Consider the following 22,424-nt stretch of genomic DNA (forward strand, 5'->3'; position numbering starts at 1 on the left):
GAAGGATCCAGACCATCGCTACTGACTTCCGCGACCGCCGCCACCGCGAGGAACGCAAGCACCGCCTGAACCGGGAAATCATGGCCCCGGAGGTCCGGCTCTCCGGGCCGGACAACGAACCCCTGGGAATCGTCAGCCTGCAGGAAGCCCTGCGCATGGCCGGCGAACTGGACGTGGACCTGGTGGAGATTGCCGCCACTGCCAATCCGCCGGTATGCCGGCTGATGGACTACGGCAAGTTCAAGTACCAGGAACAGAAGAAGGCCGCGGAAGCGAAAGCCAAGCAGAAGGTCATCGAGGTCAAGGAAATCAAGTTCCGCCCGGGAACCGACGACGGCGACTACAACATCAAGATGCGCAACATCCGGCGCTTCCTGGAAGAAGGCGACAAGTGCAAGATCACGCTGCGCTTCCGGGGCCGCGAGATCACGCACCAGGAGATCGGGATGGCGCTGCTGCAGCGCATCCGCGACGAGCTGGGCGACGCCATCCTGGTGGAGCAGTTCCCCAAGCTCGAAGGGCGGCAGATGGTCATGATGATCGCGCCGGGCCGCAAGAAGGCGGCCCAGGCCAAGCCGGCGACCGAAACGGCCGCGGCGTAGAGAGGAGTTCGGCGCCTGCCGGGTTTGGTCACCCGGCCGGTGCGACAGGCGGCGGGCCCCCGTGCCCGCCGCACAAGTGGCTCGGGGCCATCAAGACGCGAAGGATTCGCGGCGCCTCACGAGCACAAGGCAAGAAGGAGCAGTCACATGCCCAAGATGAAGACCAAGAGCGGGGCCAAGAAGCGCTTCCGCGTGCGTCCGGGTGGCACCGTCAAGCGGGGCCAGGCTTTCAAGCGCCACATCCTGACCAAGAAGTCCACCAAGAACAAGCGCCAGCTGCGCGGTGCCGTGAACGTCCACGAGACGAACCTCGGCCACATGGCGCAGATGCTGCCGTTCGCCGGCCTGTAACCCGCAGACGAAAGAAGGAGAAAGCACATGCCTCGCGTCAAACGTGGTGTCACGGCCCGCGCCCGCCACAAGAAGGTGCTCGCCCTTGCCAAGGGCTTCCGCGGCCGCCGCGGCAACGTCTTCCGCATCGCCAAGCAGGCGGTGATGAAGGCGGGCCAGTATGCGTACCGCGACCGCCGCACGAAGAAGCGCGTGTTCCGCCAGCTGTGGATCGCGCGCATCAACGCGGCCGCGCGTGAATGCGGCCTGACCTACAGCCAGTTCGCCAACGGCATCCGCAAGGCCGGCATCGAGATCGACCGCAAGGTGCTGGCGGACATCGCCGTGCACGACAAGGCCGCCTTTGCCGGCATCGTGGAGCAAGTCAAGGCCAGACTGGCAGCTTGAGTTCCAAGGCCGGTGCCGCTCCTTGGCGGGACCCGGTGCAACCCACTCGATGAACAGGGCTAGGGCTGGCAGGCACTAGCCCTGTTTTCCTTTCGCATGACCGAAGACTTGCAATCCATCGTCGAAAGCGCACGCAGCGCATTCGCCCAGTCCGCCACCCCGGCGGAGCTGGAGAACGCCAAGGCCCGGTACACCGGCAAGGCCGGCCGCATCACCGAGCTGATGAAAGGCCTGGCGGCCTTGCCCGTGGAAGAGAAGAAGTCCCGGGGGGCGGCGATCAACGTGGCCAAGCAGGCCATCGAGGCGGCGCTGGCCGAGCGGCGGCAGGCGCTGGCCGATGCCGAGCTGGCCGTGCAGCTGAAAGCCGAGGCGCTGGACGTCACGCTGCCCGGCCGCGGCCGGGAGCCGGGTGGCCTGCACCCGGTCAGCCTGACGATGGAGCGCATCGAGCTGATCTTCGCCAGCATGGGCTTCGACGTGGCCGACGGCCCCGAGATCGAGACCGACTGGCACAGCTTCACCTCGCTGAACAATCCGCCGAACCACCCGGCGCGATCGATGCAGGACACGTTCTACGTGGACATCGACGGCGAGGACGGCATCCCCTACAACCTGCGCCCGCACACCAGCCCGATGCAGGTGCGCTACGCGCAGCAGCACGTGAAGAAGTACGCCGGCCGCGAGATGCCCGAGATCCGCGTCATCGCCCCCGGCCGCACCTACCGCGTGGACAGCGACGCCACCCACTCGCCGATGTTCCACCAGTGCGAGGGCCTGTGGCTGGGCGAGAACGTGAGCTTCAAGGACCTGAAGGTCGTCTTCACCGACTTCTGCCGCACGTTCTTCGAGAGCGACGACCTCGCGCTGCGCTTCCGGCCGAGCTTCTTCCCGTTCACGGAGCCCAGCGCGGAGATCGACATCCAGTTCCAGAGCGGGCCTCTGGCCGGCCGCTGGCTGGAGGTGGCCGGCTCGGGGCAGGTGCACCCGACGGTGGTGCGCAACATGGGCCTGGATCCCGAGAAGTACATCGGCTTCGCCTTCGGCATGGGGCCGGATCGCCTGACCATGCTGCGCTACGGCGTGAACGACCTGCGCCTGTTCTTCGAAGGCGACATCCGCTTCCTGCGCCAGTTCCGCTGAGACCGCAAGCCGAGTTCAACAGACATGCAATTCCCCGAGTCCTGGCTGCGCGAGTTCTGCAACCCGCCGCTGTCAACCAAAGAAATCGCCGACGTCCTCACCATGGGCGGGCTGGAGGTGGAAGACCTGCACCCCGTCGCCCCGCCGTTCACCGGCGTGGTGGTGGGCGAGATCAAGGAAGCCGTCCAGCATCCCAACGCCGACCGCCTGCGCGTCTGCCAGGTGGACGTGGGGCAGGGCGCCTTGCTGAACATCGTGTGCGGCGCGCCCAATGCCCGTGCCGGCATCCGCGTGCCGTGCGCGAAGGTGGGCGCCGAACTGCCGCCGGGCGATGACGGCAAGCCCTTCGCCATCAAGCTGGGCAAGCTGCGCGGCGTCGAGAGCCAGGGGATGCTGTGCTCGGCGCGCGAGCTGAAGCTTTCCGACGACCACGGCGGGCTGCTGGAACTGCCGGCCGACGCGCCCATCGGCAAGGACGTGCGCGAGGTGCTGCAGCTGGACGACCAGGTCTTCACGCTGAAGCTCACGCCCAACCTGGCGCATGCGCTCAGCGTGTATGGCGTCGCGCGCGAGCTGTCGGCGCTCACCGGTGCGCCGCTGAAGCAGCCCACCTTCCGGCCGGTCGAACCGGCGCACGACGGCCGCCTGCGCGTGAAGGTGCAGGCCCCCGACCTGTGCGGCCGCTTCTCCGGCCGTGTCGTGCGCAACGTCGACACCCAGGCGAAGACGCCGCAATGGATGGTCGACCGGCTGGCGCGCTGCGGGCAGCGCAGCGTCACCGCGCTGGTGGACATCTCCAACTACGTCATGTTCGAGTTCGGGCGGCCCTCGCACATCTTCGACTACGACAAGATCCACGGCGGCCTCGACGTCCGCTGGGGGCGCGCCGGCGAGCAGCTCAAGCTGCTGAACGGCAACACGATCACGGTGGACGAGAAGGTCGGCGTGATCGCCGACGACCGCCAGGTCGAATCGCTGGCCGGCATCATGGGCGGCGACGCCACTGCCGTGTCCGACGACACGCGCAACGTCTACGTCGAGGCCGCGTTCTGGTGGCCGCAGGCCGTGCAGGGGCGCTCGCGGCGCTACAACTTCTCGACCGACGCCGGCCACCGCTTCGAACGCGGCGTCGATCCCAGCCTGACCGTGGAGCACATCGAGCACATCACTAGGCTGATCCTCGACATTTGCGGCGGCGAAGCGGGCCCGATGGACGACCAGGTGCTCGCGCTGCCCGAAGGCAAGCCCGTGACCCTGCGCGTGGCGCGCGCCGCCAAGGTGATCGGCATGCCGGTCTCGGGCGAACAATGCCTGGGCGCTTTCAAGCGACTGGGCCTGCCGGCGAAGGCCGAAGGCGGCAACGCCATCGTGGTCACGCCGCCGCCGTATCGCTTCGATCTGGCGATCGAGGAGGACCTGATCGAGGAGGTCGCGCGCGTCGTCGGCTACCAGCGCCTGCCGACCACGCCGCCGCTGGCGCCCGTCACGCCCCAACTGCGGCCTGAGAACCGTCGCTCGCGCTTCGCGGTGCGCCGCCTGCTCGCCGCTTTGGGCTACCAGGAGACGATCAACTTCAGTTTCGTCGAGGAGCACTGGGAGAGGGACCTCGCCGGCAACGCCGAACCGATCCGGCTGCTCAACCCGATCGCGAGCCAGATGAGCGTGATGCGCTCGTCGCTCATGGGCTCGCTGCTGCAGGTGCTGCGCCACAACCTGGACCGCAAGGCCGAGCGCGTGCGCGTGTTCGAGCTCGGCCGGGTCTTCCTGCGCGACGCCTCGGTGCAGACCGGGGCCAGCTCCGTGCGCGGCGTGCGGCAGCCGATGCGCGTGGCCGGCCTGGCCTATGGCGAACCCGATGGCCTGCAGTGGGCCCGCAAGTCGCCGGGCACCGACTTCTTCGACGTCAAGGGAGACGTCCAGGCCCTGCTGTCTCCCCACGGTGCGGTGTTCACCGCGGCCGAGCACCCGGCGCTGCATCCCGGCCGCTGTGCCCGGATCGCCATCGGCGGCCAGGACGTGGGCGTGCTCGGCGAGCTGCACCCGCGCTGGCGCCAAGCCTGGGACATGCCCCAAGCCCCGGTGCTGTTCGAGGTCGATCTCGACGCGGTGCTGGCCCGCACCGTGCCGCAGCTGCAGCCGGTGCCGCGCTTCCAGCCGGCGCAGCGCGACATCGCGGTGATCGTGTCCGAATCGGTTTCGCACGACGCCCTCATGACGGCGATCCGCTCGGCCGACACCGGTGGCCTGCTGCGCGATGCCTTCCTCTTCGACGTCTATCGGCCCCGGCAGGCCGGCGGCGGCATGGCCGAGGGCGAGAAGAGCCTGGCCGTTCGCTTGACGCTGGCCAACCCCGAAGCCACACTGACCGACGAGCAGATCGATGCGGCGGTGCAAGCCGTGACCGCACGCATCGCCGCCCAGCTGGGCGGGCGGCTGCGCGGCGCAGGAGGTTGAGCGTGCTCACGACAACAAGGGACAAGGCGAGCATGGATTTCACGGTCGAGAGCCTGGAAACCCCGGCACTGACGAAGGCGCAGCTGGCCGAGTTGCTGTTCGAGCAGATCGGGCTGAACAAGCGCGAGTCCAAGGACATGATTGACGCGTTCTTCGACCTGATCGCCGGCAGCCTGGTCGACGGCAAGGACGTCAAGATCTCCGGCTTCGGCAATTTCCAGATCCGCACCAAGGCGCCGCGCCCGGGCCGCAACCCGCGCACCGGCGAAGCCATCCCGATCCAGGCGCGCCGCGTGGTCACCTTCCACGCCAGCCACAAGCTCAAGGAGCAGATCCAAGGTCACGGCGCCGCGCCTGCCGACGCCGAGTGAACCGAACACGCGCGGCGTGCGGTGTCACCGCTTTGCACCCGCGTGGTCTTAGAGTAACCTTGCAGCTTTCTCTCCTAGCGCATTGATTTCAGTGGAGAAAGCACTCCCCGCCATCCCCGCCAAACGCTACTTCACCATCGGTGAGGTCAGCGACCTGTGCGGCGTCAAGCCGCACGTGCTGCGCTACTGGGAGCAGGAGTTCACGCAGTTGCGGCCCATGAAGCGCCGCGGCAACCGCCGCTACTACCAGCACCACGAGGTGCTGATGATCCGGCGCATCCGGGACCTGCTGTACGACCAGGGCTTCACCATCAGTGGCGCACGCAACAAGCTGCAGGAACTGGTGCAGCTCGAGCGCGACAAGCGCCGTGCCGGGGAGGTCATGCTGGACGGCGTGGAGGTGATCGAGGTCGAGGATTCCCGCCTCGAGGACTTCGAGGACAGCGCGCCCCCGCACGACAGCAGCGCGATTTCCGAGAAGCTGCTGCTGGTGCGGCGCGAACTGTTCGAAATCCGCGACCTGCTGTCGGCCGGCCACTGAGCGCCGGCTATAATGGCAGGCTCGGCGTGTAGCGCAGCCTGGTAGCGCACTTGCATGGGGTGCAAGGGGTCGCGAGTTCGAATCCCGCCACGCCGACCAGTCAACCTGGCCAATAAGGGGTTGCGGCTCACGCCGCAACCCCTTTCTTCTTTGGTGCGGCGCCGCGACGCAGGCAGGGCGCCCGCCGCGCCTGCTGCTTCTTTCCCGCTGAGCTGGCGCATACAATCGTTGCCACATGGCCACCGTCGTTTTTGCTGATCTCGTCGGGAGCACCGGCATCTTCGAGCGGCTGGGCGACGAGACGGCCGGCCGTTTCGTCACCCAGCTGACGACTGCGCTGTCGCGCAGCTTCGAGCAGCACCGCGGGCGCGTGGTCAAGCTCCTGGGCGACGGCCTGTTCGTGGTCTTCCCCGACGAGTCCGACGCCATCGCCGCGTGCGTCGGCATCCAGAAGCGCCTGCAGGAGACGCCGGTCTATCCCGGCGGTTCCGGCAAGCCGGTGCAGATGCAGATGGGCGTGGAATCCGGCGAAGTCGTGGAGATCGAGGGCGACTGCTACGGCGATGCCGTCAACAGCGCCGCGCGGCTGGCCGACCTGGCCGGCGCCGAGCAGATCCTCACCACCAGCCGGGTGCGCGAGTCGCTCAATCCCGAGCTGCGCGGCAAGCTGCGCAGCCTGGGCCCTATGTTCCTGCGCGGCAAGAACGAGCAGACCGAGGTCTGGCGGGTGCAGTGGCAACCCGAGCGGGACGTCGACGCCACCATGATGGGCGCCTCCATGTTCAAGGCGGTTGCCAACGGGCACCTGGAGCTCACCGCCAATGGCCAGACGTTGCGCTTGGATCCGCACGGCTCTTCGCTAACCCTGGGCCGCGCGACCACCGCCACCCTGTCGATCAACGATTCGCGCGTTTCGCGCGTCCATGCCACCGTCGACTGGAAGGGCGGTCATTTCATCCTCAACGACCAGTCCAGCTTTGGAACCTGGGTCTACATGGGCGGGGGCAACACGCCCCTGGTGCTGCGCCGTACGGAGTGCTACCTGGTGGGCAACGGGTTGATCACGCTCGGCTGCGAGCGCGAGGCCGAGGCCGCGCCGCGGGTGGAGTTCGCCGTGGTGGCCTGATCCCAGGCGGGGCCTGACGTGCATCTGAAGAAGCTGGGCCGCTACGAGCTCGTACGGGTGCTCGGCAAGGGCGCGATGGGCGTGGTCTACGAAGGCCGCGACCCGAACCTGGACCGCAGCGTCGCCCTCAAGACCATCATGGTCGACGACCTGTCGCCCGACGCGGCGGCCGAGTACGAGACCCGCTTCCGGACCGAAGCCCGCTCGGCGGCGCGACTCCAGCATCCCAACATCGTCAGCGTCTACGACTCCGACCGCGATGGCGGCACCGCCTTCCTGGTGATGGAGTACGTCCAGGGCCGGGACCTGAAGCAGCGACTGGACGGAGGCGAGCGCCCTTCGCTCGGCGAGGCCCTGCGCCTGTTGGGCGACCTGCTGTCCGCGCTCGATTTCGCCCACCGCCAGGGCATCGTGCATCGCGACGTCAAGCCGGCCAACCTGCTGGTGGAAGCCGACGGCCGGCTCAAGCTCACCGATTTCGGTGTGGCGCGCATCGCGGGTGAAGCCACGCGCACCCAGGGCAGCATGATCGGCACGCTGAAGTACATGGCGCCGGAGCAGATCCAGGGCCTGAAGGTGGATGCGCGCGCCGACCTGTTTTCCGCGGGCGTGGTCGCCTACCAGCTGCTCACCGGCGTGCGGCCGTTCGACGGCGACAACGATTTTTCCGTGATCCACCAGGTGATCGGACACACGCCTCCGCCGCCCAGCACGGTGGCGCCGCAGCTGCCGCCTGCTGTGGATCCGGTCCTTGCGCGCGCGCTCGAGAAGGACCGCGAAGCCCGCTTCCAGTCCGCGGCGGAGTTCCTGCAGGCCCTGCGGGAAGCCTTCGCCGGCCTCGACGAAGGCGCGCTCGCCGCGCTGCGGCCGCCGGCGCCGGTGCCCGCGTCCTCGGCCTCCGCCGATGCACCGACTGTTCCGATGACCCGGCCCGCCACCACCGTGCCGAACGGCCCCATCACCCACGAACTGGAGCTCGAATACTGGCGTGACGTCCGGGATTCGAGCGACCCGCGCGACATCGAAGGCTTCCTCGCGCGCTTCCCGCAGGGCATCTATGCCGACCTGGCGCGCGGCCGCTTGCAGCGCCTGTCCGGTGCCGGTGGCTCCCCGGAGCCGACCGTGCCGACCGGGATCACCCTGGCCCCCGCACGCGCGCCCGCCGAAGCGGGTGCCGGCCTGGACACCGTGCCTACGCTGCCGCTCGATCCGACTGCGCCGCAGCCAGCGCCGGCGGGCGGTGCGGCCGTGTCGGCAGCGCCGGCAGGCGAGGTGGCGGTGTCGACGCAGCCTCCGGTCGCATCCGGCGCGGTTCCCGCGGACCGGGCCCGCCTGCCGCGCCGCAACCTGCTCTGGATCGGCGCTGCCGCGGCGGTCGCCGGCTTCGCCCTTGCCGTGGCCTTGATGGGCGGGCGGGCCGGTGGTCCCGGCGAGGCCGAGGCGATGACGCCTATGTCGCCACCGGCCGTCGATGCAGCGGTGCCGGCCGCCGATCCACTGGGCCAGGCCGCCGCGCCCGCGCACGCCGGCGGCGATGCTGCGGCACCCGCGGCCCATGCCGAGCCGAACTCCGCGGCGGCGAAGAGACCCAGTTCCGGGTCAGCGTCGACGGCCCGCCGAAACTCCGTCCCGGTCGCGATGCCGACGGTGGCGCCGGCGGCAACCCGGGCGGAGCCCGCGAAGTCGGAGAAGCCGGAGAAATCCGAAAGTGCCGTAGCCGCGGTGCAAGCCACCCGTTCGCAAGCCCAGCGGCTGGTGCCGCCCGCCGAAACCTGCGGCGACAAGTTCTTCCTGGCCAAGCAGTTCTGCCTGCAGGCCGAGTGCGCCAAGCCCGGCTACCAGAATTTCCCGGCCTGCGTCACGCTGAGGGAACAGGCACGCCTGCGCGAAGAGAGCAAGGTGCGCAACTGAGCGCGTGCGGCTACAGCACGTCGAGGTTGTGGACCTCGAAGCGGCCGCGGCGTCTATCCTCGAAGTAGCACAGCAGGGTCTCGCGCACGGTCCGGAAGGCGATCTCCTCCCACGGGATCTCGCCTTCGGTGAACAGGCGCGCCTCTATGGTCTCGTGGCCGGGGTCGAAGCGATCGCTCAGCAGGCGCGCCAGATAGTAGAGGTGCACCTGTCCCACCCGGGGCACGCTGATGACGGTGAGCAGGTTGCCCATCTCGATCTGGGCGCCGGCTTCCTCGTCCGTCTCGCGCGCAGCACCCTGCACGGTGGTTTCGCCCAGTTCCATGAAGCCGGCCGGCAAGGTCCACTTGCCCCAGCGCGGCTCGATGTTGCGCTTGCACAGCAACACCTTGTCGTCCAGCCACGGTACGGTGCCGACCACGTTGAGCGGGTTCTCGTAGTGGATGGTGCCGCACGCCGGGCAGACGGCGCGCTCGCGCGTGTCGCCGTCGTCGGGCACCCGCAGGACCACCGACGAGCCGCATTCGCGGCAGTACTTGATCGGGTTGCGGAAGGCGGTCACGCTGGCTGGAGGAAAGGATCCCGGGCGCAGAAAAGGGCTCCCGAAGGAGCCCTTTGGTACGGGAAGGCCGGTCGAGTTTAAGCCTTCTTGGGCGCCGGCGTGGTCTTGCCGTGCTTCTCGATCAGGGCCTTGGCGGTCTCGAGCAGCTTCTTGCCGTCGAAGCCGCGCTTGTTCATGTCCTCCACCCATTCGGCTTCGACGCGGGCGGAGCGCTTCTTGAACTCCTGCGCGTCGGCGGCGGGGATGGTGTAGATGGTCGCGCCGGCATCGACGGAGACCTTGCGGCCCGGGACGTCGTTACCCTGCTGCACCTTGCCCAGCCAGCCCGAGGTCTCCATGCCGGAGTTGGCGTCGATCACCTTCTTCAGCTCGGGCGACAGCGACTCGTACTTCGCCTTGTTCATCGCCATCACGAAGGTGGTCGTGTAGAGCGCGCCGCCGGCCGGATCGAACTCGCTGTGGTACTTGGTCAGCTCGTGCACCTTGACCGAAGGCACCACTTCCCACGGGATCACGCAGCCGTCGATGGTGCCCTTGGACAGGGCGTCGGGGATCTGCGGCAGCGGCATGCCCACCGGGATGGCGCCCAGGTAGCCCAGCATCTTGGTGATCTGGCGGGTCGGGCCGCGCAGCTTCATGCCGCGCAGGTCATCCGGGTGCTTGATCTGCTTGTTCTTGGTGTGGAAGAAGCCGGGGCCGTGGACCTGCAGGGCGATCGGGTGCGTGTCCTTGAACTCGTCCTGCGCGACCGTCTGCACGTACTCCCAGTAGGCCTTCGAGGTGGCCTCGGCGTTGTTCATCATGAACGGCAGCTCGAACACCTCGATGCGGGGGAAACGGCCCGCCGTGTTGCCCGGCAGGGTCCAGACCACGTCGACCACGCCGTCCTTGGCCTGGTCGTACAGCTGCACCGGGGTGCCGCCCAGCTGCATGGCCGGGTAGGCCTCGAACTTGATCTTGCCGCCCGAGTCCTTCTCGACCTTCTCCATCCAGGGCTTGTGCATGCCCAGCCACACGTTGGACTGGGGGGACATGAAGGTGTGGAACTTCAGGGTGACGGCCTGTTGCGCCAGGCCGCTCAGGCCGGGCGCGCCGAGAGCCACTGCCGCGGCAGAGGTCTTCAGCAGTGTGCGTCGCTGGATCATGGCGGGTTTCTCCGAGGAAGAATTTGGGACTTGACGAAAGTACAACAGGGGTCGGGTGAAGGCTACGGGGCTTTCCCTCAGCGGCACTCACCCGAGGAACTGCACCACCCACAGGGATATGGGCGGGAAGAACAGCAGCAGCAGCGTGCGGATCACGTCGCTGGCCAGGAAGGGCATCACGCCTCGGTAGCTCTCGCTGATCGGTATGTCGCGTGCCATGCCGTTGACGATGTACACGTTCAGGCCCACCGGCGGTGCCAGCAGCCCGAAGCCCACCGTCATCAGCACCATGATGCCGAACCAGATCGCCACCGATTCCTGCGGCATGCCGAAATCCAGCCCCATGACCATGGGGAAAAAGATCGGGATCGTCAGCAGGATCATGGACAGTTCGTCCATCACGGCGCCGAGCACGACGTAGAACAGCAGGATGGCGGAGACCACGGCGACGGGCGACAGGCCCCAGCTGCCCACCACGCTGGCCAGCTGCGCGGGCACCTGGGTCAGGGCCAGCGCGGCGTTCATCAGGTCGGCCCCCAGGAAGATCATGAAGATCATGGCCGAGCCCTCGGCCGTGGCGTAGAAGCAGTGCTTGAACTTCGTCCACGTGATCTCGCGCTTGAGCAGGGCCGCGATGAAGGTGGACGCAGCGCCGACGGCGGCGCCCTCGGTGGGCGTGAAGAAGCCTCCGTAGATGCCGCCGAAGACCAGCAGGAAGATGATGGCGATCGGCAGGACCCCGTACACGGTCGACAGGGTCAGGCGCGGTGCATCGTCGGCGTCGTGGTCCGGCGCGTGGCCGGGCACCAGCCGCACGTAGATCGCGATCGCGATGATGTAGCCGGTCATCGCGATGATCCCGGGGATCATCGCGGCCGCGAACACCTTGGCGATGTTCTGCTCGGCCAGGATGGCATAGATGATCAGCGGCACCGACGGCGGGACCAGGATGCCCAGCGTGCCGCCCGCCGCCAGCGTGCCGGTGGCCAGCCGGCCGGAGTAACCGTGCCGCTTCATCTCGGGCAGCGCCACGGAAGTGATGGTGGCGGCCGTGGCGACCGAGGATCCGCAGATCGCGCCGAAGGCCGCGCACGCCATCACGGACGCCATCGCCAGCCCGCCGCGGAAGCGCGACATCACCGCACTGGCGAACTCGAACAGCGCGCGCGACAGCCCGCCCTGGGTGGCGAAGTGGCCCATGAGGATGAACAGCGGAATGACCGACAGGTCGTAGCTCGCGAAGCGCGCGAACGATTGCGTGTTCAGGAAGAAGGCCAGCGGCAGCCAGCCCGCCTGCAGCACGTAGCCGATGGCGCCGGCGGCGAACATGGCGATGGCGATCGGCGTGCGGATCGCCATCAGCAGCAGCATGATCCCGAAGATCAGCGCGGTGAGGGCCAGCGGGCTCATTCGCGCACCTCCGGTCCGAAGCCGAGCACCGCCTGCCACAGGCCGATCACCGCCGTCAGCACCAGCGGCGGGACCATGCAGGCATAGACCACCCACACGGGGAAGCCCAGCATCATGGTGCCCGACTGGCTCTCGAACGCGTTGATGCCGCCCAGCACCGTGCGCCATGACAGCAGTGCCATCGCCGCCCCCAGGAGCAGCGCGCCGAACCGGTCCAGTGCCGCATTGGTGCGCTCGCTCGCGCGGGTGGTGAAGAAGTCGACGATGATGTTGCCGCGGCGGAGCTGGCACCAGGGCATGAACATGGCGATCGCCGCGCCGGCGGCCACGCCGGTCAGTTCGAAGTCGCCCACCAGGGTGATGCCGACCGTGTTGCGGCCGATCAGGCTGGCGCACGTCATCAGGGTGATGGCGGTCAGCAGCAGCCCGGCAGCCACGGCGCACAGCTTGGCCAGGGGTTCCAGTACGCGCAAAGCGGTCTCTCCTCGTTCGTTCTTGTCCGCGGGCCGGCACCCGCGGCTGCCACCGGCGCTGCGCGCACCGGTGGCGGATTATGGTCGTGCCGGGCACGGCGCCCCGGCCCATGCCGGACGGCGATCAGCCGATTCGCACGCGCAATTCGCCCAGCCCCCCGACACCCCCGACCAGCGTGTCGCCGGACACAACCGCCGCCACGCCTTCGGGCGTGCCGGTGAAGATCAGGTCGCCGGGCGCCAGTTCCCAGGCGGCGGACAGGTGCTCGATGGTCTCGCCGATGTTCCAGATCAGCTTGGACACCTTGCTGCGCTGGCGGTTCTGGCCATTGACCTGCAGCCAGATCTCGGCGTTCGCGACATCCGCGGCCTGCGCCGCCGGCGTGATCGGGCCCACGGGGCCGGACTGGTCGTAGCCCTTGCCGATGTCCCACGGCCGGCCCTGCTTCTTCATCTCGCCCTGCAGGTCGCGGCGCGTCATGTCCAGGCCCACGGCGTAGCCGAAGATGTGCTTGTGCGCGTCGGCGGCCGCGATGTTGCGCCCGCCGGTGCCGATCGCCACCACCAGCTCGATCTCATGGTGCAGGTTCTTCGTGAGCGTGGGGTAGGGGATGGTGCCCGTCTCGCCCTGCGGCACCGGCACGATCGCGTCGGCGGGCTTGAGGAAGAAGAAGGGCGGCTCGCGGCCGGTGAAGCCCATTTCCTGCGCGTGCTCCACGTAGTTGCGGCCCACGCAGTACACGCGATGGACCGGAAACCGTTCCGCGCGGCCGAGCACCGGCACCGAAGTGACCGCGGGGGCCGGGAAGACGTAGCTCATGACAACCTTTCTTCTCTGTGGATGGCCAGTGCCTGGTGCACGGGCCGGTCGGAAAAACTGAACAGCACGCAGCCGTCCTGCGAGGCGAGGCGGGCGGTGTGCCAGGACGGGACCACGAAATGGTCGCGCGGTCCGAAGTCGAAGTGCCAGCGCTGCCCGCCGGCCTCGATGTCCACGCTGCCCGTGCCCTCGACCACGCTGTAGACGGCGCCATCGGTCTGCCGCCAGCCCTTGCCCGAAAAGCCGGCCGGCAGCTTCTGCATGAAGGTGGCCATGGTCGGCATCGGATGCCCGCCCGTCAGCGGGTTCACGTATCGCAGCTTGACGCCGTCCCATGCGTCGATCGGCGCGTCGCGCTCCAGTTGCTCCAGCGCCTCGCGGCTGCGCGCGTAGGGATAGCTGAAGATGGGCGAGGTGGCGCCGAACGGGGCATCGTGGCGCACCGGCGCCATGTTGTGGCCATAGCGCGCGAAGCTGCTGCCTTCCTTGCGCGTGACCTGCTGCGAGCGCGAGCTGTCGTTCTCGGCGAAGCCGGCATCGAGGAAGCGCACCATCGGGATGTCGAGGCCGTCCAGCCATACGACCGCTTCGCCGCCTTCGTTGCCATGGTCATGGAAGGTCCAGCTCGGCGTGATGATGAAGTCGCCCGGGTGCATGGTGGTGCGCTCGCCGTCGACGGCGGTGTAGGCGCCGCTGCCCTCGACGATGAAGCGCAGCGCGCTCTGCACGTGCCGGTGGCTGGGCGCGACTTCGCCCGGCAGGATCAGCTGCAGGCCGGCGTACAGCGACTGGGTGATGGCGGACTGGCCGCGCAGCGCCGGGTTCTCGAGGATCAGCACGCGGCGAACGGCCTCTTCGGCGGTGATGGCCTCGCCCGCACGCATCAGGAAGGGGCGCACCGCCTCGTAGGTCCAGTGCGCGGGCACGCAGGGCGTGCGCGGCTGCGGCGGCACCAGCGCATGCAGCACCTCCCACAGCGGCGTGAGGTGGTGCGGATCCATGTCGCGGTAGAGCTGCTGCCGCGCGTGCAGGGTGGTATCGGGCGTATCCATGTGGCGATCTTGCAGTGTGGCTAGAGCCGGTTCAATCTTCGCGGCCGAGCCAGGCGCCGCGCGCGGCCAGGCGCGCCTGCAGCGCGCCCAGGTCCACGACGGCCGCCGAAGTACCCGCCGACAGCGCCAGGTCGGCGGCCGTGCCGGCCGCTTCGCCCATGACGAAGCAGGCGCCGGTCACGCGGGCGGCGGACTGGGCCTCGTGCGACATCGAGGCGCAGCGTCCGGCCACCCAGAGGTTGTCGATGCCTTGGGGCACGACCATACGGTAGGGCAGGTGGTTGAAGCCGCGGCTCTGCGGGATCGGTGGCCAGCGGAACTCGACGTCCCCCTTGAGGTGCAGTTCCAACGGCCAGCCGTTGACGCCTATGGTGTCGTCGAAGCTGGCGCAGCCCAGCACGTCGGACTCGGTGAGCTGGTACAGGCCCCGCACGCGACGCGTCTCGCGGATGCCGACCTGGGGCGCGATGTCGACGATGTAGCTCTGCTCGAAGCCGGGCACCTCGCGCAGGAAGCCGGCCACGCTGGCGATCTGCCGGCGGCCCTGCAGTTCGGCTTGGGTCAGTTCGTCGGCATCGGTGCCGTCCAGCGCATCGCCGCGTTCGTTGGCCAGTTGCGTGAGGTTGACGCGCCACTCGATGCCGCTCTTCTGCGGCCGCACGATGGGCGTCTTGCGCGGGAAGCGGTGCCGCCCCTCGGCTTGCGCCTGCAGCATCAGCCGGGGAATGGTCTCCCAGGCCTTGCCGGCGCGCTGCGGATCCACCCCATTGATGCGGAACATGGTGGAGGGATAGAGGAAGTTGCCGGCGCCGTCGCCCTTGTCGTACGGCACGCCGGCCCAGGCGGCGAGATCGCCGTCGCCGGACGCATCGACGAACGCGCGTCCGAGCACGGCGCGGCGGCCCGACTTCGTCTCCACCAGCAAGGCGCCGATGCGGTCCGGCGCATCCATGACCACGCCCGCTGCCAGTGCATGGAACAGCAGTTGGACGCCGGCAGCCTGCATCAACTGGTCGGCGGCGATCTTGTAGGCCGGCGTGTCGTAGGCCTGGGCCACTGTCTTGCCGAACAGGGCATGCGGCGCATTCAGCCCGCCCAGGGCATCGATGCGCGACAGCAGGTCGGCGGCGACCCCGTGCACCACCTGCCGGATCTCGCCGTGCACGTTGGCGTGCAGGCCGCAGAAGTTGGTGACGCCGGCAGCCGTTCCCATGCCGCCGAGAAAGCCGTAGCGCTCCACCAGCAGGGTGCTGCGACCGGCCTGCGCGGCCGCCACGGCCGCCGCAATGCCGGCCGGCCCGCCCCCGAGCACGACCACGTCGTACTCGCCGTGGACCTCGGTCTGGCGGCTGGGCTCGGTGAGGCTGCGCGGCATCGGGGAAGGCGTGCGGACGGCGGGTCGGACCCGCCAAGCTTGACAATTGCTAAGCGTACATACTATCAGCACGCTGGCCTATCAGGGTTCACCCGCGCGCAGGCCGATTGCAGCACGGCCCCAGCCTTGGCAGGCATGGCGGAGCGCTTCCGCGGGTACGAGCAGCCCCGGACCGTTTGCGGGATTTTTCCTGCACGAATCGTTGACTCCGGCGTGCACGCTGTCCCGGTCCGCGGCAGTGAAGTGGGGGGAAAACCATTGCGGAGGCGCGTCATGCACAACAGCACCCGAATTCCCCATACCGTCCTGCTGGCGGCCGCTGCTGCCGTCGCAGTGGCCGGCTGCGCCGACATGAACATGCCGCAGATGAGCCCCACGGCACGCAACACGGCCATCGGCGCCGGCATCGGTGCGGTGGCCGGCGGGGTCATAGGCCGCGACGCGGGCAGTGCCGCCGTCGGGGCCGGGCTCGGGGCCCTGGGCGGCTATGTCTGGTCCACCCAGATGGAGCGCAAGAAGCAGGAGATGCAGCGCGCGACCGTGGGCACCGGCGTGACCGTGGCGCAGACGCCCGACAACCAGCTCAAGCTAGAGATCCCGAGCGACATCTCCTTCGACACCGGGCGTGCGGACATCAAGCCGAACCTGCGCCCCATCCTCGACCAGTTCGCCACCGGCCTGTCGAACCAGCCCAATACCGAGGTGCGGATCGTCGGGCACACCGACAGCACCGGCAACGATGCCATCAACGATCCGCTCTCGCAGCGCCGCGCGGATGCTGCACGCACCTACCTGGCGGAGCGTGGGGTGGATCCGCGGCGCATCGTCACCAGCGGACGGGGCAGCCACGAACCGGTGGCCGACAACAACACCGAGGCCGGCCGCGCCAGGAACCGGCGGGTGGAGATCTTCCTGGGCGAGCGGGCCGAGGTGGCGGGTGGCCCGCAGCAGCCGGCGCCGTCCAGCCCTGGCATCCCGGCGACCCAGGTGCGCTGAGCGCCGGGGCTGTCGTCAGGTCTGCGTGGCGGGCAGGTCGACCGTCAGGCCGTCGAGCGCCGGCTCCAGCCGGATCTGGCAGGACAGCCGGCTGTTCGCCTGGCGTGGCGATGCGGTGAACTCCAGCATCCCGAGTTCGTCGCTGCCCGCCTGCGGGAGCATCGCGGCGAACGGCTCGCGCACGTAGACATGGCAGGTCGCGCAGGTGAGCAGGCCGCCGCATTCGGCTTCGATGCCAGGTGCGTTGGCCGCCACGGCCGCCTGCATCAGGCTCTGGCCGGGCTTGCCCTCGAGGGTGATGGGTGCGCCGCCGCCGGCGGGCACCAGGTGGACCTTGATCATCGGGTCTGGGATTCAGAAGCGGCTGAAGTACTCGCGCCGCTGGAAGTCGGCGTTGTCCTCGGCCTGCAGGTGGCGTTGCAGTTCGGACTGCTTGACGGTGCAGAAGTAGTCCACGAAGGGCTGGCCGAAGCCTTCCACCATCACCGGGTCGGCCTGCAGCGCTTCGAGCGCGTCGCCCAGGCTGGTCGGGATGCGCTCGCCCGAACCGCCGTACGGCGAGTCGGTGGCCGGCGGTGCCTTCAGGTGGCGCTCGATGCCGTCCAGCCCGGCATGGATCTGCGAGGCCATGTACAGGTAGGGATTGGCGGCGGGCTCGCCGATGCGGTTCTCGATCCGGGTGGCCCGGTCGCCGCACTGGCCCACCACCCGCAGCATGGCGCCGCGGTTGTCGCGCCCCCACAGCACCGATTGCGGTGCCAGCGCGTTGGGACGGAAACGGCCGAAGCCGTTCACTGTCGGCGTGCAGAACACGGCCATGGCGCGGGCGTGCGACAGCAGCCCGGCGAGGTAGCTGGCACCGACGTCCGACAGGGTGTGAGTGGCATCGGCCGGCGTGGTGCCCGGTGCCGGCGACTCGCGCAGGAAGGCGTTGCGGCCGGTCTGCGCGTCGACCAGCGACTGGTGCAGGTGCCAGCCGCTGGACATGATGGTGGGGAAGGGCGGGCGGCACATGAAGGTGGCGTGGTAGCCAGCCCGTCGCAGCGCCTGCCGCACTCCGTTGCGGAACAGCACCATGTTGTCCGCGGCGGTGAGGGCATCGGTGACGTCGAAGACGGCCTCGACCTGGCTCGGGCCCAGCTCGATCTCCAGCGACAGCAGCGGTAGCCCGAGGGCCTGCGCCGTGTGCTGCACGATTCGCATCGGCTCCTCGGCCAGGTCGTACCAGTTCTCCGCCAGCAGGTTGTAGCCGGGATGGATCAGGCTGACCGCCGGGGGCAGGCCCGGCCAGGCCGCCAGCTCGGGATCGAGCTGCGCCTTGGTGTCCTCGATCCGGTAGATGTGGAACTCGATCTCCAGCCCGCAGCGCATGCGCCAGCCGGCGCGCTCCAGCCGCTGCAGGGCCCGCTGCAGCACCCGCCGGGTGTCCAGTTCCACCGGCTGGCCGTCGAGGAACCAGGGCTGCGCGCGCAGCCAGCCGCTGCCGGGCGACCACGGCAGTTCGCGCAGGCTTTCCGGATCCGGCAGCAGCAGCAGGTTGTTGGCGAAGCCGAAGCCGGGCAGGGTGGCGGTGCCGCCGGGCTCGAACACCTTGTAGGCAGTGCGGTCCGAGGTGTCCTTGAGCATCAGCGTGCTGACCATGCCGACGCCCTCGTCGAAGGCGCGGCGCGCGGCCGAGGCCACCAGCGTCTTGCCGCGGGTCACGCCATGCAGGTCGCACCAGGCGACCCGCACCAGTTCCAAGGCGTCGGCGCCGATCTGGCGGGTCGCGCGCTGGGTCGCTTCCTCGCGGGCGGCGTCGTGCAGGCCGCAGCGCTGGGCGAACGTCGTCATGCGGTCTCCGCGGCGGCAGTGGCCTTGGCGATCCAGGGCGCGCCCTCGCGCTTGGCCTGCACCCGGGCCTGCCACCAGCCCGGCCACTCGCCGGCCGGTGCGATGCCGTCCACGGTGTCGGGTCCGACCATCTGTGCTGCCAGGGACGCGTCGGCGACGCCGGGTGCGGTGCCGCCGGCCTGCACGGTCTCGATCGCCTTGAGCAGCATGCGGCGGTTGGCCATGATCACCTTGTCGGTGGTGCCCAGGTGCTCGCGCGTGCGGTCCTGGATCGGGCCCATGCTTTCCACCGCCCACTGGTCGTGCACGTTGATGTCTTCCTCGCCCATGCCCAGGTAGGTCTGCGAGCGCTGCTCGTCGGGGTTGAAGCCCCAGTTGTTGTGGCGACCCGCCTTGGGAATGTAGTCGGGCAGCGAGACGAACTGCAGCCGCTGGTTGCGCATCGCCTCCTTGTCCACCGGGCCCGCGAAGCTGGTGAAGATGGAATACCAGTAGGTGTGGGTGTCGTCCACCGGCACGTGCATCTGGGTGATGGTGAGCGTCTCCGACAGCGGGATCACGAAGGTGTGCGGGAAGATCGCGTTGGTGATGCGCACGTGCGTGAGCTTCGGCGTCATCGACCGCAACGCCGTCAGCCGCAGTCCCCAGGGCATGGGCTCGAAGCTGATGTCCGGCTGGCAGAACTCGCGCATGATGCGCGTCATCGGCCAGCGCTCGCCGCCGGCGGCCTCGCCCGCGCTGGCGCTGCGGAACTGCTTGCCGGCCGGGTTGTCGCCGATACCCTCCAGCGGCGCGTCGTTCAGGAAGCGGTGCAGGAACGAGGGGTGCGCCGGGTCGATGCCGACCTCGAACGCCTGCAGCCAGTTGGCGTGCCACAGGCCCTTGAAGGCGAAGGTGTGGGTCGACGGCGCGGCGAAGCAGTCGAACTGGGGGAAGGGCGGCGGCTCGCTGCCCGGCTCGCCGAACCAGCCGAACAGCACGCCGCTCTTCTCCACCACCGGGTAGCTGCGCTGGCTCACCCGCTCGCACAGCCGGCTGCCGGCGGGCTCGCCGGGCGTTTCCAGGCAGGCGCCGGCGGCGTCGAACTTCCAGCCGTGGAAGGGGCAGCGCAGGCCGTCCCCCTCATGCCGGCCGAACGACAGGTCGGCGTTGCGGTGCGGGCAGTCGCGATCCAGCAGGCCCCAGCGCCCCTGCTGGTCGCGGAACAGCACCAGGTCCTGGCCCAGCACGCGCACGGCCTTGAGTGGGCGGCCGGCCATGCGCGGGTCCAGGGCCGGGTCGAACTCGTCCACCAGCGCGACCGGCTGCCAGTACTGGCGCATCACCGCCCCGCAGGGCGTGCCGGGCCCGATGCGCGTGACGAGTTCGTTCTGTTCTGCCTTCATGGCCGTCCTTTCAAAAACGGTATCCCAAATTTGAAGTTCAGTGTACAGTCGCCCGCCATGAACCTGCAAGAGACGGTGCTGATGCAGCTGCGGGACCTGATCCTGCGGGGCGAGTTCGCCCCCGGCCAGCGCTTGGCGGAGCAGCAGTTGGCCGAGCGCATGGGGGCCTCGCGCACGCCGGTGCGCGCGGCGCTCGTCACGCTGGAGCAGGAGGGCTTGCTGGAGGTCAGCGACACCGGCAAGTACCTGGTGCGGCAGTTCACCCCGCGCGAGGTGGCCGACGCGATCGCGGTGCGCGGCCACCTGGAAGGCATGGCGGCGCGGCTGGTGGCCGAGCACGGCGTCTCGCGCCAGCTGCAGCTGGACCTGGAAGCCTGCCTGGCGGACGGCGACCGCCTGCTGGCCGCCAATCCCCTGGGCTACGAGAACTACGCCGGCTATGCGGCCATGAACGACCGCTTCCATTCGCTGGTGCTCGAGGCCAGCGGCAATCGGGCGCTGCAGCGCGCGGTCGCGATGAACAACGCGCTGCCTTTCGCGCCCGCGTCGGCGATGCTGCCCATGATGTCGACGGCCGAGCAGGATCGCGAATGGATGCTGTACGCCCACAGGCAGCACCACATGCTGTTCGACGCCATGCGGCGCGGCGAAGGCGCCCGCGCGCAGGCGCTGGCGGTGGAACACACCGAAGTCGCGCAGATGAACATGCGGCTGGCGCTGGAGCGTCGCAGCGAGACCGAGCGCGTGTTCCCCGCGATCCGGCTGGTCGTCGGCCGCTGAGGGTGCCCGCGCGAGGAGCCGGCGGTATGCTCGCCGCATGAAGCTGCACAACTACTTCCGTTCCTCCGCGTCGTTCCGCGTGCGCATCGCGCTCGAGCTCAAGGGGCTGTCGTACGACTACGTGCCGGTGCACATCGCCAAAGGCGAGCACAAGCAGCCCGGCTACGTGGCGGTGTCGCCCTCGATGCTGGTGCCGACGCTGGAGACCGACACGGGCGAGCAGCTGGGGCAGTCGATGGCCATCATCGAATGGCTGGACGAGACGCACCCGAACCCGCCGCTGCTGCCGCCGGAGCCGCTCGCCCGCGCGCAGGTGCGGGCGCTGGCGCAACTGGTGGCTTGCGAGATCCACCCGCTGAACAACTTGCGCGTGCTCAAGTACCTGGTGCACGAACTGAAGGTGGGCGAGGACGCCAAGAACGCCTGGTACCGGCACTGGGTCCGCGAAGGCCTGCTGGCCTTCGAGCGCGAACTGCAGCGGCTGCCGCGCGGCACCTACTGCGACGGCGACACGCCGACGCTGGCCGACTGCTGCCTGGTGCCGCAGATCTTCAATGGCCAGCGCTTCGGTGCCGACTTCGCCGGCCTGGACCGCACCATGGCGGTGTTCGACGCCTGCATGCGGCATCCCGCCTTCATCAAGGCGCAGCCGTCGAGCTGCCCGGACCACGAAGCTTGAGGCGCCGACAGCAGGGAGGGGCGGGGTGATCGTTCCCGACTGGCCGGTGCCGCCGATGGTGCGCAGCCTGTTGTCGCTGCGCGAGGGCGGCGTCTCGCGCGCCCCCTTCGACAGCCTCAACCTCGGCGACCACGTGGGTGACGACCCGGCGGCCGTCGCCGAGAACCGCCGGCGCTACGCCGAGGCCACGGTGGCGCGCCCGGTCTTCCTCAAGCAGGTGCACGGGGTGCACTCGGAGCGGCTCGACTGCGACAGCCCGGATGGACTCGAGGCCGACGCCTGCTGGACCCGCGAGCCCGGCGTGGCCTGCACCATCATGGTGGCGGACTGCCTGCCCGTGCTGCTGGCCGACCGCGAAGGACGCGCGGTGGCTGCGGCGCACTGCGGCTGGCGCGGCCTGGCCGGACAGGAAGGGCGCGGCGTGCTCGAGTCCCTGTGGGAATCGTTCTGGCCGCAACTGGCCGCCACGCCGGCCGAGGCGGCCGCACGCACGCTCGCCTGGCTGGGACCGTGCATAGGGCCGGGCGCCTTCGAAGTGGGGACCGAGGTGAAGGAGGCCTTCGAGGCGGCATCGCCCGGCGCCTCCATGCGCTTCCGGCTCGCGCCCGGCGGCAAGTGGCTGGCCGACCTGCCCGGGCTGGCACGCGACCGCCTGCGGGCACTCGACATCATCCGGCTGTTCGGCAACGACGGCAGCGCCGACTGGTGCACCGTATCGCAGCCCTCACGGTTCTTCTCGCACCGGCGGGACCGGGCCAGCGGCCGCTTCGCCGCCAGCATCTGGCTGGCCTGAGGCGGCGGGCTCCCCTTCCTTGCGCGCCGCAAGCTCGGCCTGTTCACGCGCCTTGATCGCCCGCTTGCGGGCCGGCGTCGCCATCAGGTAAATCACCAGCGCCACGGGCAACACGCCATACAGCAGGAAGGTGAAGATGGCACCCAGCACGGTGCCGCCGCTGTTGGTGGCTTCGGCCACGGCCATCATCAGGGCCACGTACAGCCAGCCTATGACGACGATGTACATGCGCCCTTCT

The 22,424-nt window shown here is 69.2% G+C and carries 24 protein-coding genes and 1 tRNA gene; 14 read left to right on the top strand and 11 right to left on the bottom strand.

Annotated elements, in window-relative coordinates:
* The first annotated feature begins 5 nt into the window (after positions 1-5).
* From infC to VEC03_RS04450, 10 genes are all read left to right on the top strand, one after another.
* Positions 6-602 carry a translation initiation factor IF-3 gene (gene infC, locus VEC03_RS04405; RefSeq protein ID WP_324913125.1) on the top strand — a complete coding sequence of 199 codons (597 nt, stop codon included), beginning with the start codon at positions 6-8 and terminating at the stop codon, positions 600-602.
* Between the two features lie 147 nt (positions 603-749).
* Complete coding sequence (gene rpmI, locus VEC03_RS04410; RefSeq protein ID WP_324912978.1) at positions 750-953, top strand: 50S ribosomal protein L35; 204 nt, start codon at positions 750-752, stop codon at positions 951-953.
* Positions 954-980: 27 nt separating this feature from the next.
* Entirely contained in the window at positions 981-1,340 is a 360-nt protein-coding gene (gene rplT, locus VEC03_RS04415; protein ID WP_324912979.1) for a 50S ribosomal protein L20, read from the top strand.
* A gap of 96 nt (positions 1,341-1,436) precedes the next feature.
* Entirely contained in the window at positions 1,437-2,480 is a 1,044-nt protein-coding gene (gene pheS, locus VEC03_RS04420) for a phenylalanine--tRNA ligase subunit alpha (RefSeq protein WP_324912980.1), read from the top strand.
* A gap of 24 nt (positions 2,481-2,504) precedes the next feature.
* Positions 2,505-4,934, top strand: a complete 2,430-nt coding sequence (gene pheT / locus VEC03_RS04425; protein ID WP_324912982.1) for a phenylalanine--tRNA ligase subunit beta — start codon at positions 2,505-2,507, stop codon at positions 4,932-4,934.
* A gap of 32 nt (positions 4,935-4,966) precedes the next feature.
* Entirely contained in the window at positions 4,967-5,305 is a 339-nt protein-coding gene (locus tag VEC03_RS04430) for an integration host factor subunit alpha (RefSeq protein ID WP_324912983.1), read from the top strand.
* 91 nt (positions 5,306-5,396) lie between these two features.
* A complete protein-coding gene (locus VEC03_RS04435; RefSeq protein WP_324912984.1) occupies positions 5,397-5,846 on the top strand; it encodes a MerR family transcriptional regulator in 450 nt (149 codons plus the stop codon).
* A gap of 22 nt (positions 5,847-5,868) precedes the next feature.
* Positions 5,869-5,945 (top strand) — tRNA-Pro (locus VEC03_RS04440).
* Between the two features lie 136 nt (positions 5,946-6,081).
* The gene (locus VEC03_RS04445; protein WP_324912986.1) at positions 6,082-6,972 is read left to right on the top strand and encodes an adenylate/guanylate cyclase domain-containing protein; all 891 of its coding nucleotides are present in this window, start codon (positions 6,082-6,084) and stop codon (positions 6,970-6,972) included.
* Positions 6,973-6,990: 18 nt separating this feature from the next.
* Positions 6,991-8,883 (top strand): serine/threonine-protein kinase, encoded by a 1,893-nt coding sequence (locus tag VEC03_RS04450; protein ID WP_324912988.1) that lies wholly within the window; start codon positions 6,991-6,993, stop codon positions 8,881-8,883.
* A gap of 10 nt (positions 8,884-8,893) precedes the next feature.
* Here VEC03_RS04450 and VEC03_RS04455 read toward each other — a convergent pair whose 3' ends face one another.
* From VEC03_RS04455 to VEC03_RS04485, 7 genes are all read right to left on the bottom strand, one after another.
* Complete coding sequence (locus tag VEC03_RS04455; protein WP_324912989.1) at positions 8,894-9,445, bottom strand: NUDIX hydrolase; 552 nt, start codon at positions 9,443-9,445, stop codon at positions 8,894-8,896.
* A 77-nt stretch (positions 9,446-9,522) separates the two neighbouring features.
* Positions 9,523-10,590, bottom strand: coding sequence for a TRAP transporter substrate-binding protein (locus VEC03_RS04460; protein ID WP_324912991.1), 1,068 nt, complete (start codon positions 10,588-10,590; stop codon positions 9,523-9,525).
* Between the two features lie 87 nt (positions 10,591-10,677).
* The gene (locus VEC03_RS04465) at positions 10,678-12,000 is read right to left on the bottom strand and encodes a TRAP transporter large permease (RefSeq protein ID WP_324912993.1); all 1,323 of its coding nucleotides are present in this window, start codon (positions 11,998-12,000) and stop codon (positions 10,678-10,680) included.
* Positions 11,997-12,473, bottom strand: a complete 477-nt coding sequence (locus VEC03_RS04470; RefSeq protein WP_324912994.1) for a TRAP transporter small permease — start codon at positions 12,471-12,473, stop codon at positions 11,997-11,999. Before VEC03_RS04470 ends, VEC03_RS04465 begins: the two co-directional genes overlap by 4 nt.
* Before the next feature lie 124 nt (positions 12,474-12,597).
* Positions 12,598-13,293 carry a fumarylacetoacetate hydrolase family protein gene (locus tag VEC03_RS04475; RefSeq protein ID WP_324912995.1) on the bottom strand — a complete coding sequence of 232 codons (696 nt, stop codon included), beginning with the start codon at positions 13,291-13,293 and terminating at the stop codon, positions 12,598-12,600.
* Positions 13,290-14,345 carry a gentisate 1,2-dioxygenase gene (gtdA, locus tag VEC03_RS04480; protein ID WP_324912996.1) on the bottom strand — a complete coding sequence of 352 codons (1,056 nt, stop codon included), beginning with the start codon at positions 14,343-14,345 and terminating at the stop codon, positions 13,290-13,292. The genes VEC03_RS04475 and gtdA overlap by 4 nt, the downstream gene beginning before the upstream one ends.
* A 31-nt stretch (positions 14,346-14,376) precedes the next feature.
* Positions 14,377-15,720: an FAD-dependent oxidoreductase gene (locus VEC03_RS04485; RefSeq protein ID WP_324912997.1), complete on the bottom strand. Its 1,344-nt coding sequence runs from the start codon at positions 15,718-15,720 to the stop codon at positions 14,377-14,379.
* Between the two features lie 273 nt (positions 15,721-15,993).
* Between VEC03_RS04485 and VEC03_RS04490 the strand changes: the two genes are divergently transcribed.
* Positions 15,994-16,716: an OmpA family protein gene (locus tag VEC03_RS04490; protein WP_324912998.1), complete on the top strand. Its 723-nt coding sequence runs from the start codon at positions 15,994-15,996 to the stop codon at positions 16,714-16,716.
* Between the two features lie 15 nt (positions 16,717-16,731).
* Here VEC03_RS04490 and VEC03_RS04495 read toward each other — a convergent pair whose 3' ends face one another.
* Genes VEC03_RS04495 through VEC03_RS04505 form a run of 3 tightly spaced genes read right to left on the bottom strand, consistent with a single transcriptional unit; the run spans position 16,732 to position 19,934 of the window.
* On the bottom strand, positions 16,732-17,058 hold the full coding sequence (locus VEC03_RS04495) for a 2Fe-2S iron-sulfur cluster-binding protein (protein ID WP_324913000.1): 327 nt from the start codon (positions 17,056-17,058) through the stop codon (positions 16,732-16,734).
* A 12-nt stretch (positions 17,059-17,070) separates the two neighbouring features.
* On the bottom strand, positions 17,071-18,549 hold the full coding sequence (locus VEC03_RS04500) for a glutamine synthetase family protein (protein ID WP_324913001.1): 1,479 nt from the start codon (positions 18,547-18,549) through the stop codon (positions 17,071-17,073).
* Positions 18,546-19,934, bottom strand: coding sequence for a Rieske 2Fe-2S domain-containing protein (locus tag VEC03_RS04505; protein WP_324913002.1), 1,389 nt, complete (start codon positions 19,932-19,934; stop codon positions 18,546-18,548). Before VEC03_RS04505 ends, VEC03_RS04500 begins: the two co-directional genes overlap by 4 nt.
* Before the next feature lie 57 nt (positions 19,935-19,991).
* Between VEC03_RS04505 and VEC03_RS04510 the strand changes: the two genes are divergently transcribed.
* The 3 genes from VEC03_RS04510 to pgeF are packed head-to-tail and all read left to right on the top strand — an operon-like array spanning position 19,992 to position 22,186.
* On the top strand, positions 19,992-20,714 hold the full coding sequence (locus VEC03_RS04510) for a GntR family transcriptional regulator (RefSeq protein WP_324913004.1): 723 nt from the start codon (positions 19,992-19,994) through the stop codon (positions 20,712-20,714).
* Between the two features lie 37 nt (positions 20,715-20,751).
* A complete protein-coding gene (gene maiA, locus VEC03_RS04515; protein WP_324913005.1) occupies positions 20,752-21,393 on the top strand; it encodes a maleylacetoacetate isomerase in 642 nt (213 codons plus the stop codon).
* Positions 21,394-21,448: 55 nt separating this feature from the next.
* Positions 21,449-22,186, top strand: coding sequence for a peptidoglycan editing factor PgeF (gene pgeF / locus VEC03_RS04520; protein WP_324913127.1), 738 nt, complete (start codon positions 21,449-21,451; stop codon positions 22,184-22,186).
* Here pgeF and VEC03_RS04525 read toward each other — a convergent pair.
* Entirely contained in the window at positions 22,118-22,414 is a 297-nt protein-coding gene (locus VEC03_RS04525) for a hypothetical protein (RefSeq protein ID WP_324913006.1), read from the bottom strand. The genes pgeF and VEC03_RS04525 overlap by 69 nt on opposite strands.
* Between the last annotated feature and the right edge of the window lie 10 nt (positions 22,415-22,424).

This window comes from Ramlibacter sp. (assembly GCF_035627355.1).
In the GTDB taxonomy this organism is placed as follows: domain Bacteria; phylum Pseudomonadota; class Gammaproteobacteria; order Burkholderiales; family Burkholderiaceae_C; genus Ramlibacter.

Coding starts and splice junctions, on each gene's coding strand:
- rpmI (WP_324912978.1), top strand. CDS start 750: ATGCCCAAGATGAAGACCAAGAGCGGGGCCAAGAAGCGCTTCCGCGTG.
- rplT (WP_324912979.1), top strand. CDS start 981: ATGCCTCGCGTCAAACGTGGTGTCACGGCCCGCGCCCGCCACAAGAAG.
- pheS (WP_324912980.1), top strand. CDS start 1,437: ATGACCGAAGACTTGCAATCCATCGTCGAAAGCGCACGCAGCGCATTC.
- pheT (WP_324912982.1), top strand. CDS start 2,505: ATGCAATTCCCCGAGTCCTGGCTGCGCGAGTTCTGCAACCCGCCGCTG.
- VEC03_RS04430 (WP_324912983.1), top strand. CDS start 4,967: ATGGATTTCACGGTCGAGAGCCTGGAAACCCCGGCACTGACGAAGGCG.
- VEC03_RS04445 (WP_324912986.1), top strand. CDS start 6,082: ATGGCCACCGTCGTTTTTGCTGATCTCGTCGGGAGCACCGGCATCTTC.
- VEC03_RS04460 (WP_324912991.1), bottom strand. CDS start 10,590: ATGATCCAGCGACGCACACTGCTGAAGACCTCTGCCGCGGCAGTGGCT.
- VEC03_RS04465 (WP_324912993.1), bottom strand. CDS start 12,000: ATGAGCCCGCTGGCCCTCACCGCGCTGATCTTCGGGATCATGCTGCTG.
- VEC03_RS04475 (WP_324912995.1), bottom strand. CDS start 13,293: ATGAGCTACGTCTTCCCGGCCCCCGCGGTCACTTCGGTGCCGGTGCTC.
- gtdA (WP_324912996.1), bottom strand. CDS start 14,345: ATGGATACGCCCGATACCACCCTGCACGCGCGGCAGCAGCTCTACCGC.
- VEC03_RS04485 (WP_324912997.1), bottom strand. CDS start 15,720: ATGCCGCGCAGCCTCACCGAGCCCAGCCGCCAGACCGAGGTCCACGGC.
- VEC03_RS04490 (WP_324912998.1), top strand. CDS start 15,994: ATGCACAACAGCACCCGAATTCCCCATACCGTCCTGCTGGCGGCCGCT.
- VEC03_RS04495 (WP_324913000.1), bottom strand. CDS start 17,058: ATGATCAAGGTCCACCTGGTGCCCGCCGGCGGCGGCGCACCCATCACC.
- VEC03_RS04500 (WP_324913001.1), bottom strand. CDS start 18,549: ATGACGACGTTCGCCCAGCGCTGCGGCCTGCACGACGCCGCCCGCGAG.
- VEC03_RS04505 (WP_324913002.1), bottom strand. CDS start 19,934: ATGAAGGCAGAACAGAACGAACTCGTCACGCGCATCGGGCCCGGCACG.
- VEC03_RS04510 (WP_324913004.1), top strand. CDS start 19,992: ATGAACCTGCAAGAGACGGTGCTGATGCAGCTGCGGGACCTGATCCTG.
- maiA (WP_324913005.1), top strand. CDS start 20,752: ATGAAGCTGCACAACTACTTCCGTTCCTCCGCGTCGTTCCGCGTGCGC.
- pgeF (WP_324913127.1), top strand. CDS start 21,449: ATGGTGCGCAGCCTGTTGTCGCTGCGCGAGGGCGGCGTCTCGCGCGCC.
- VEC03_RS04525 (WP_324913006.1), bottom strand. CDS start 22,414: ATGTACATCGTCGTCATAGGCTGGCTGTACGTGGCCCTGATGATGGCC.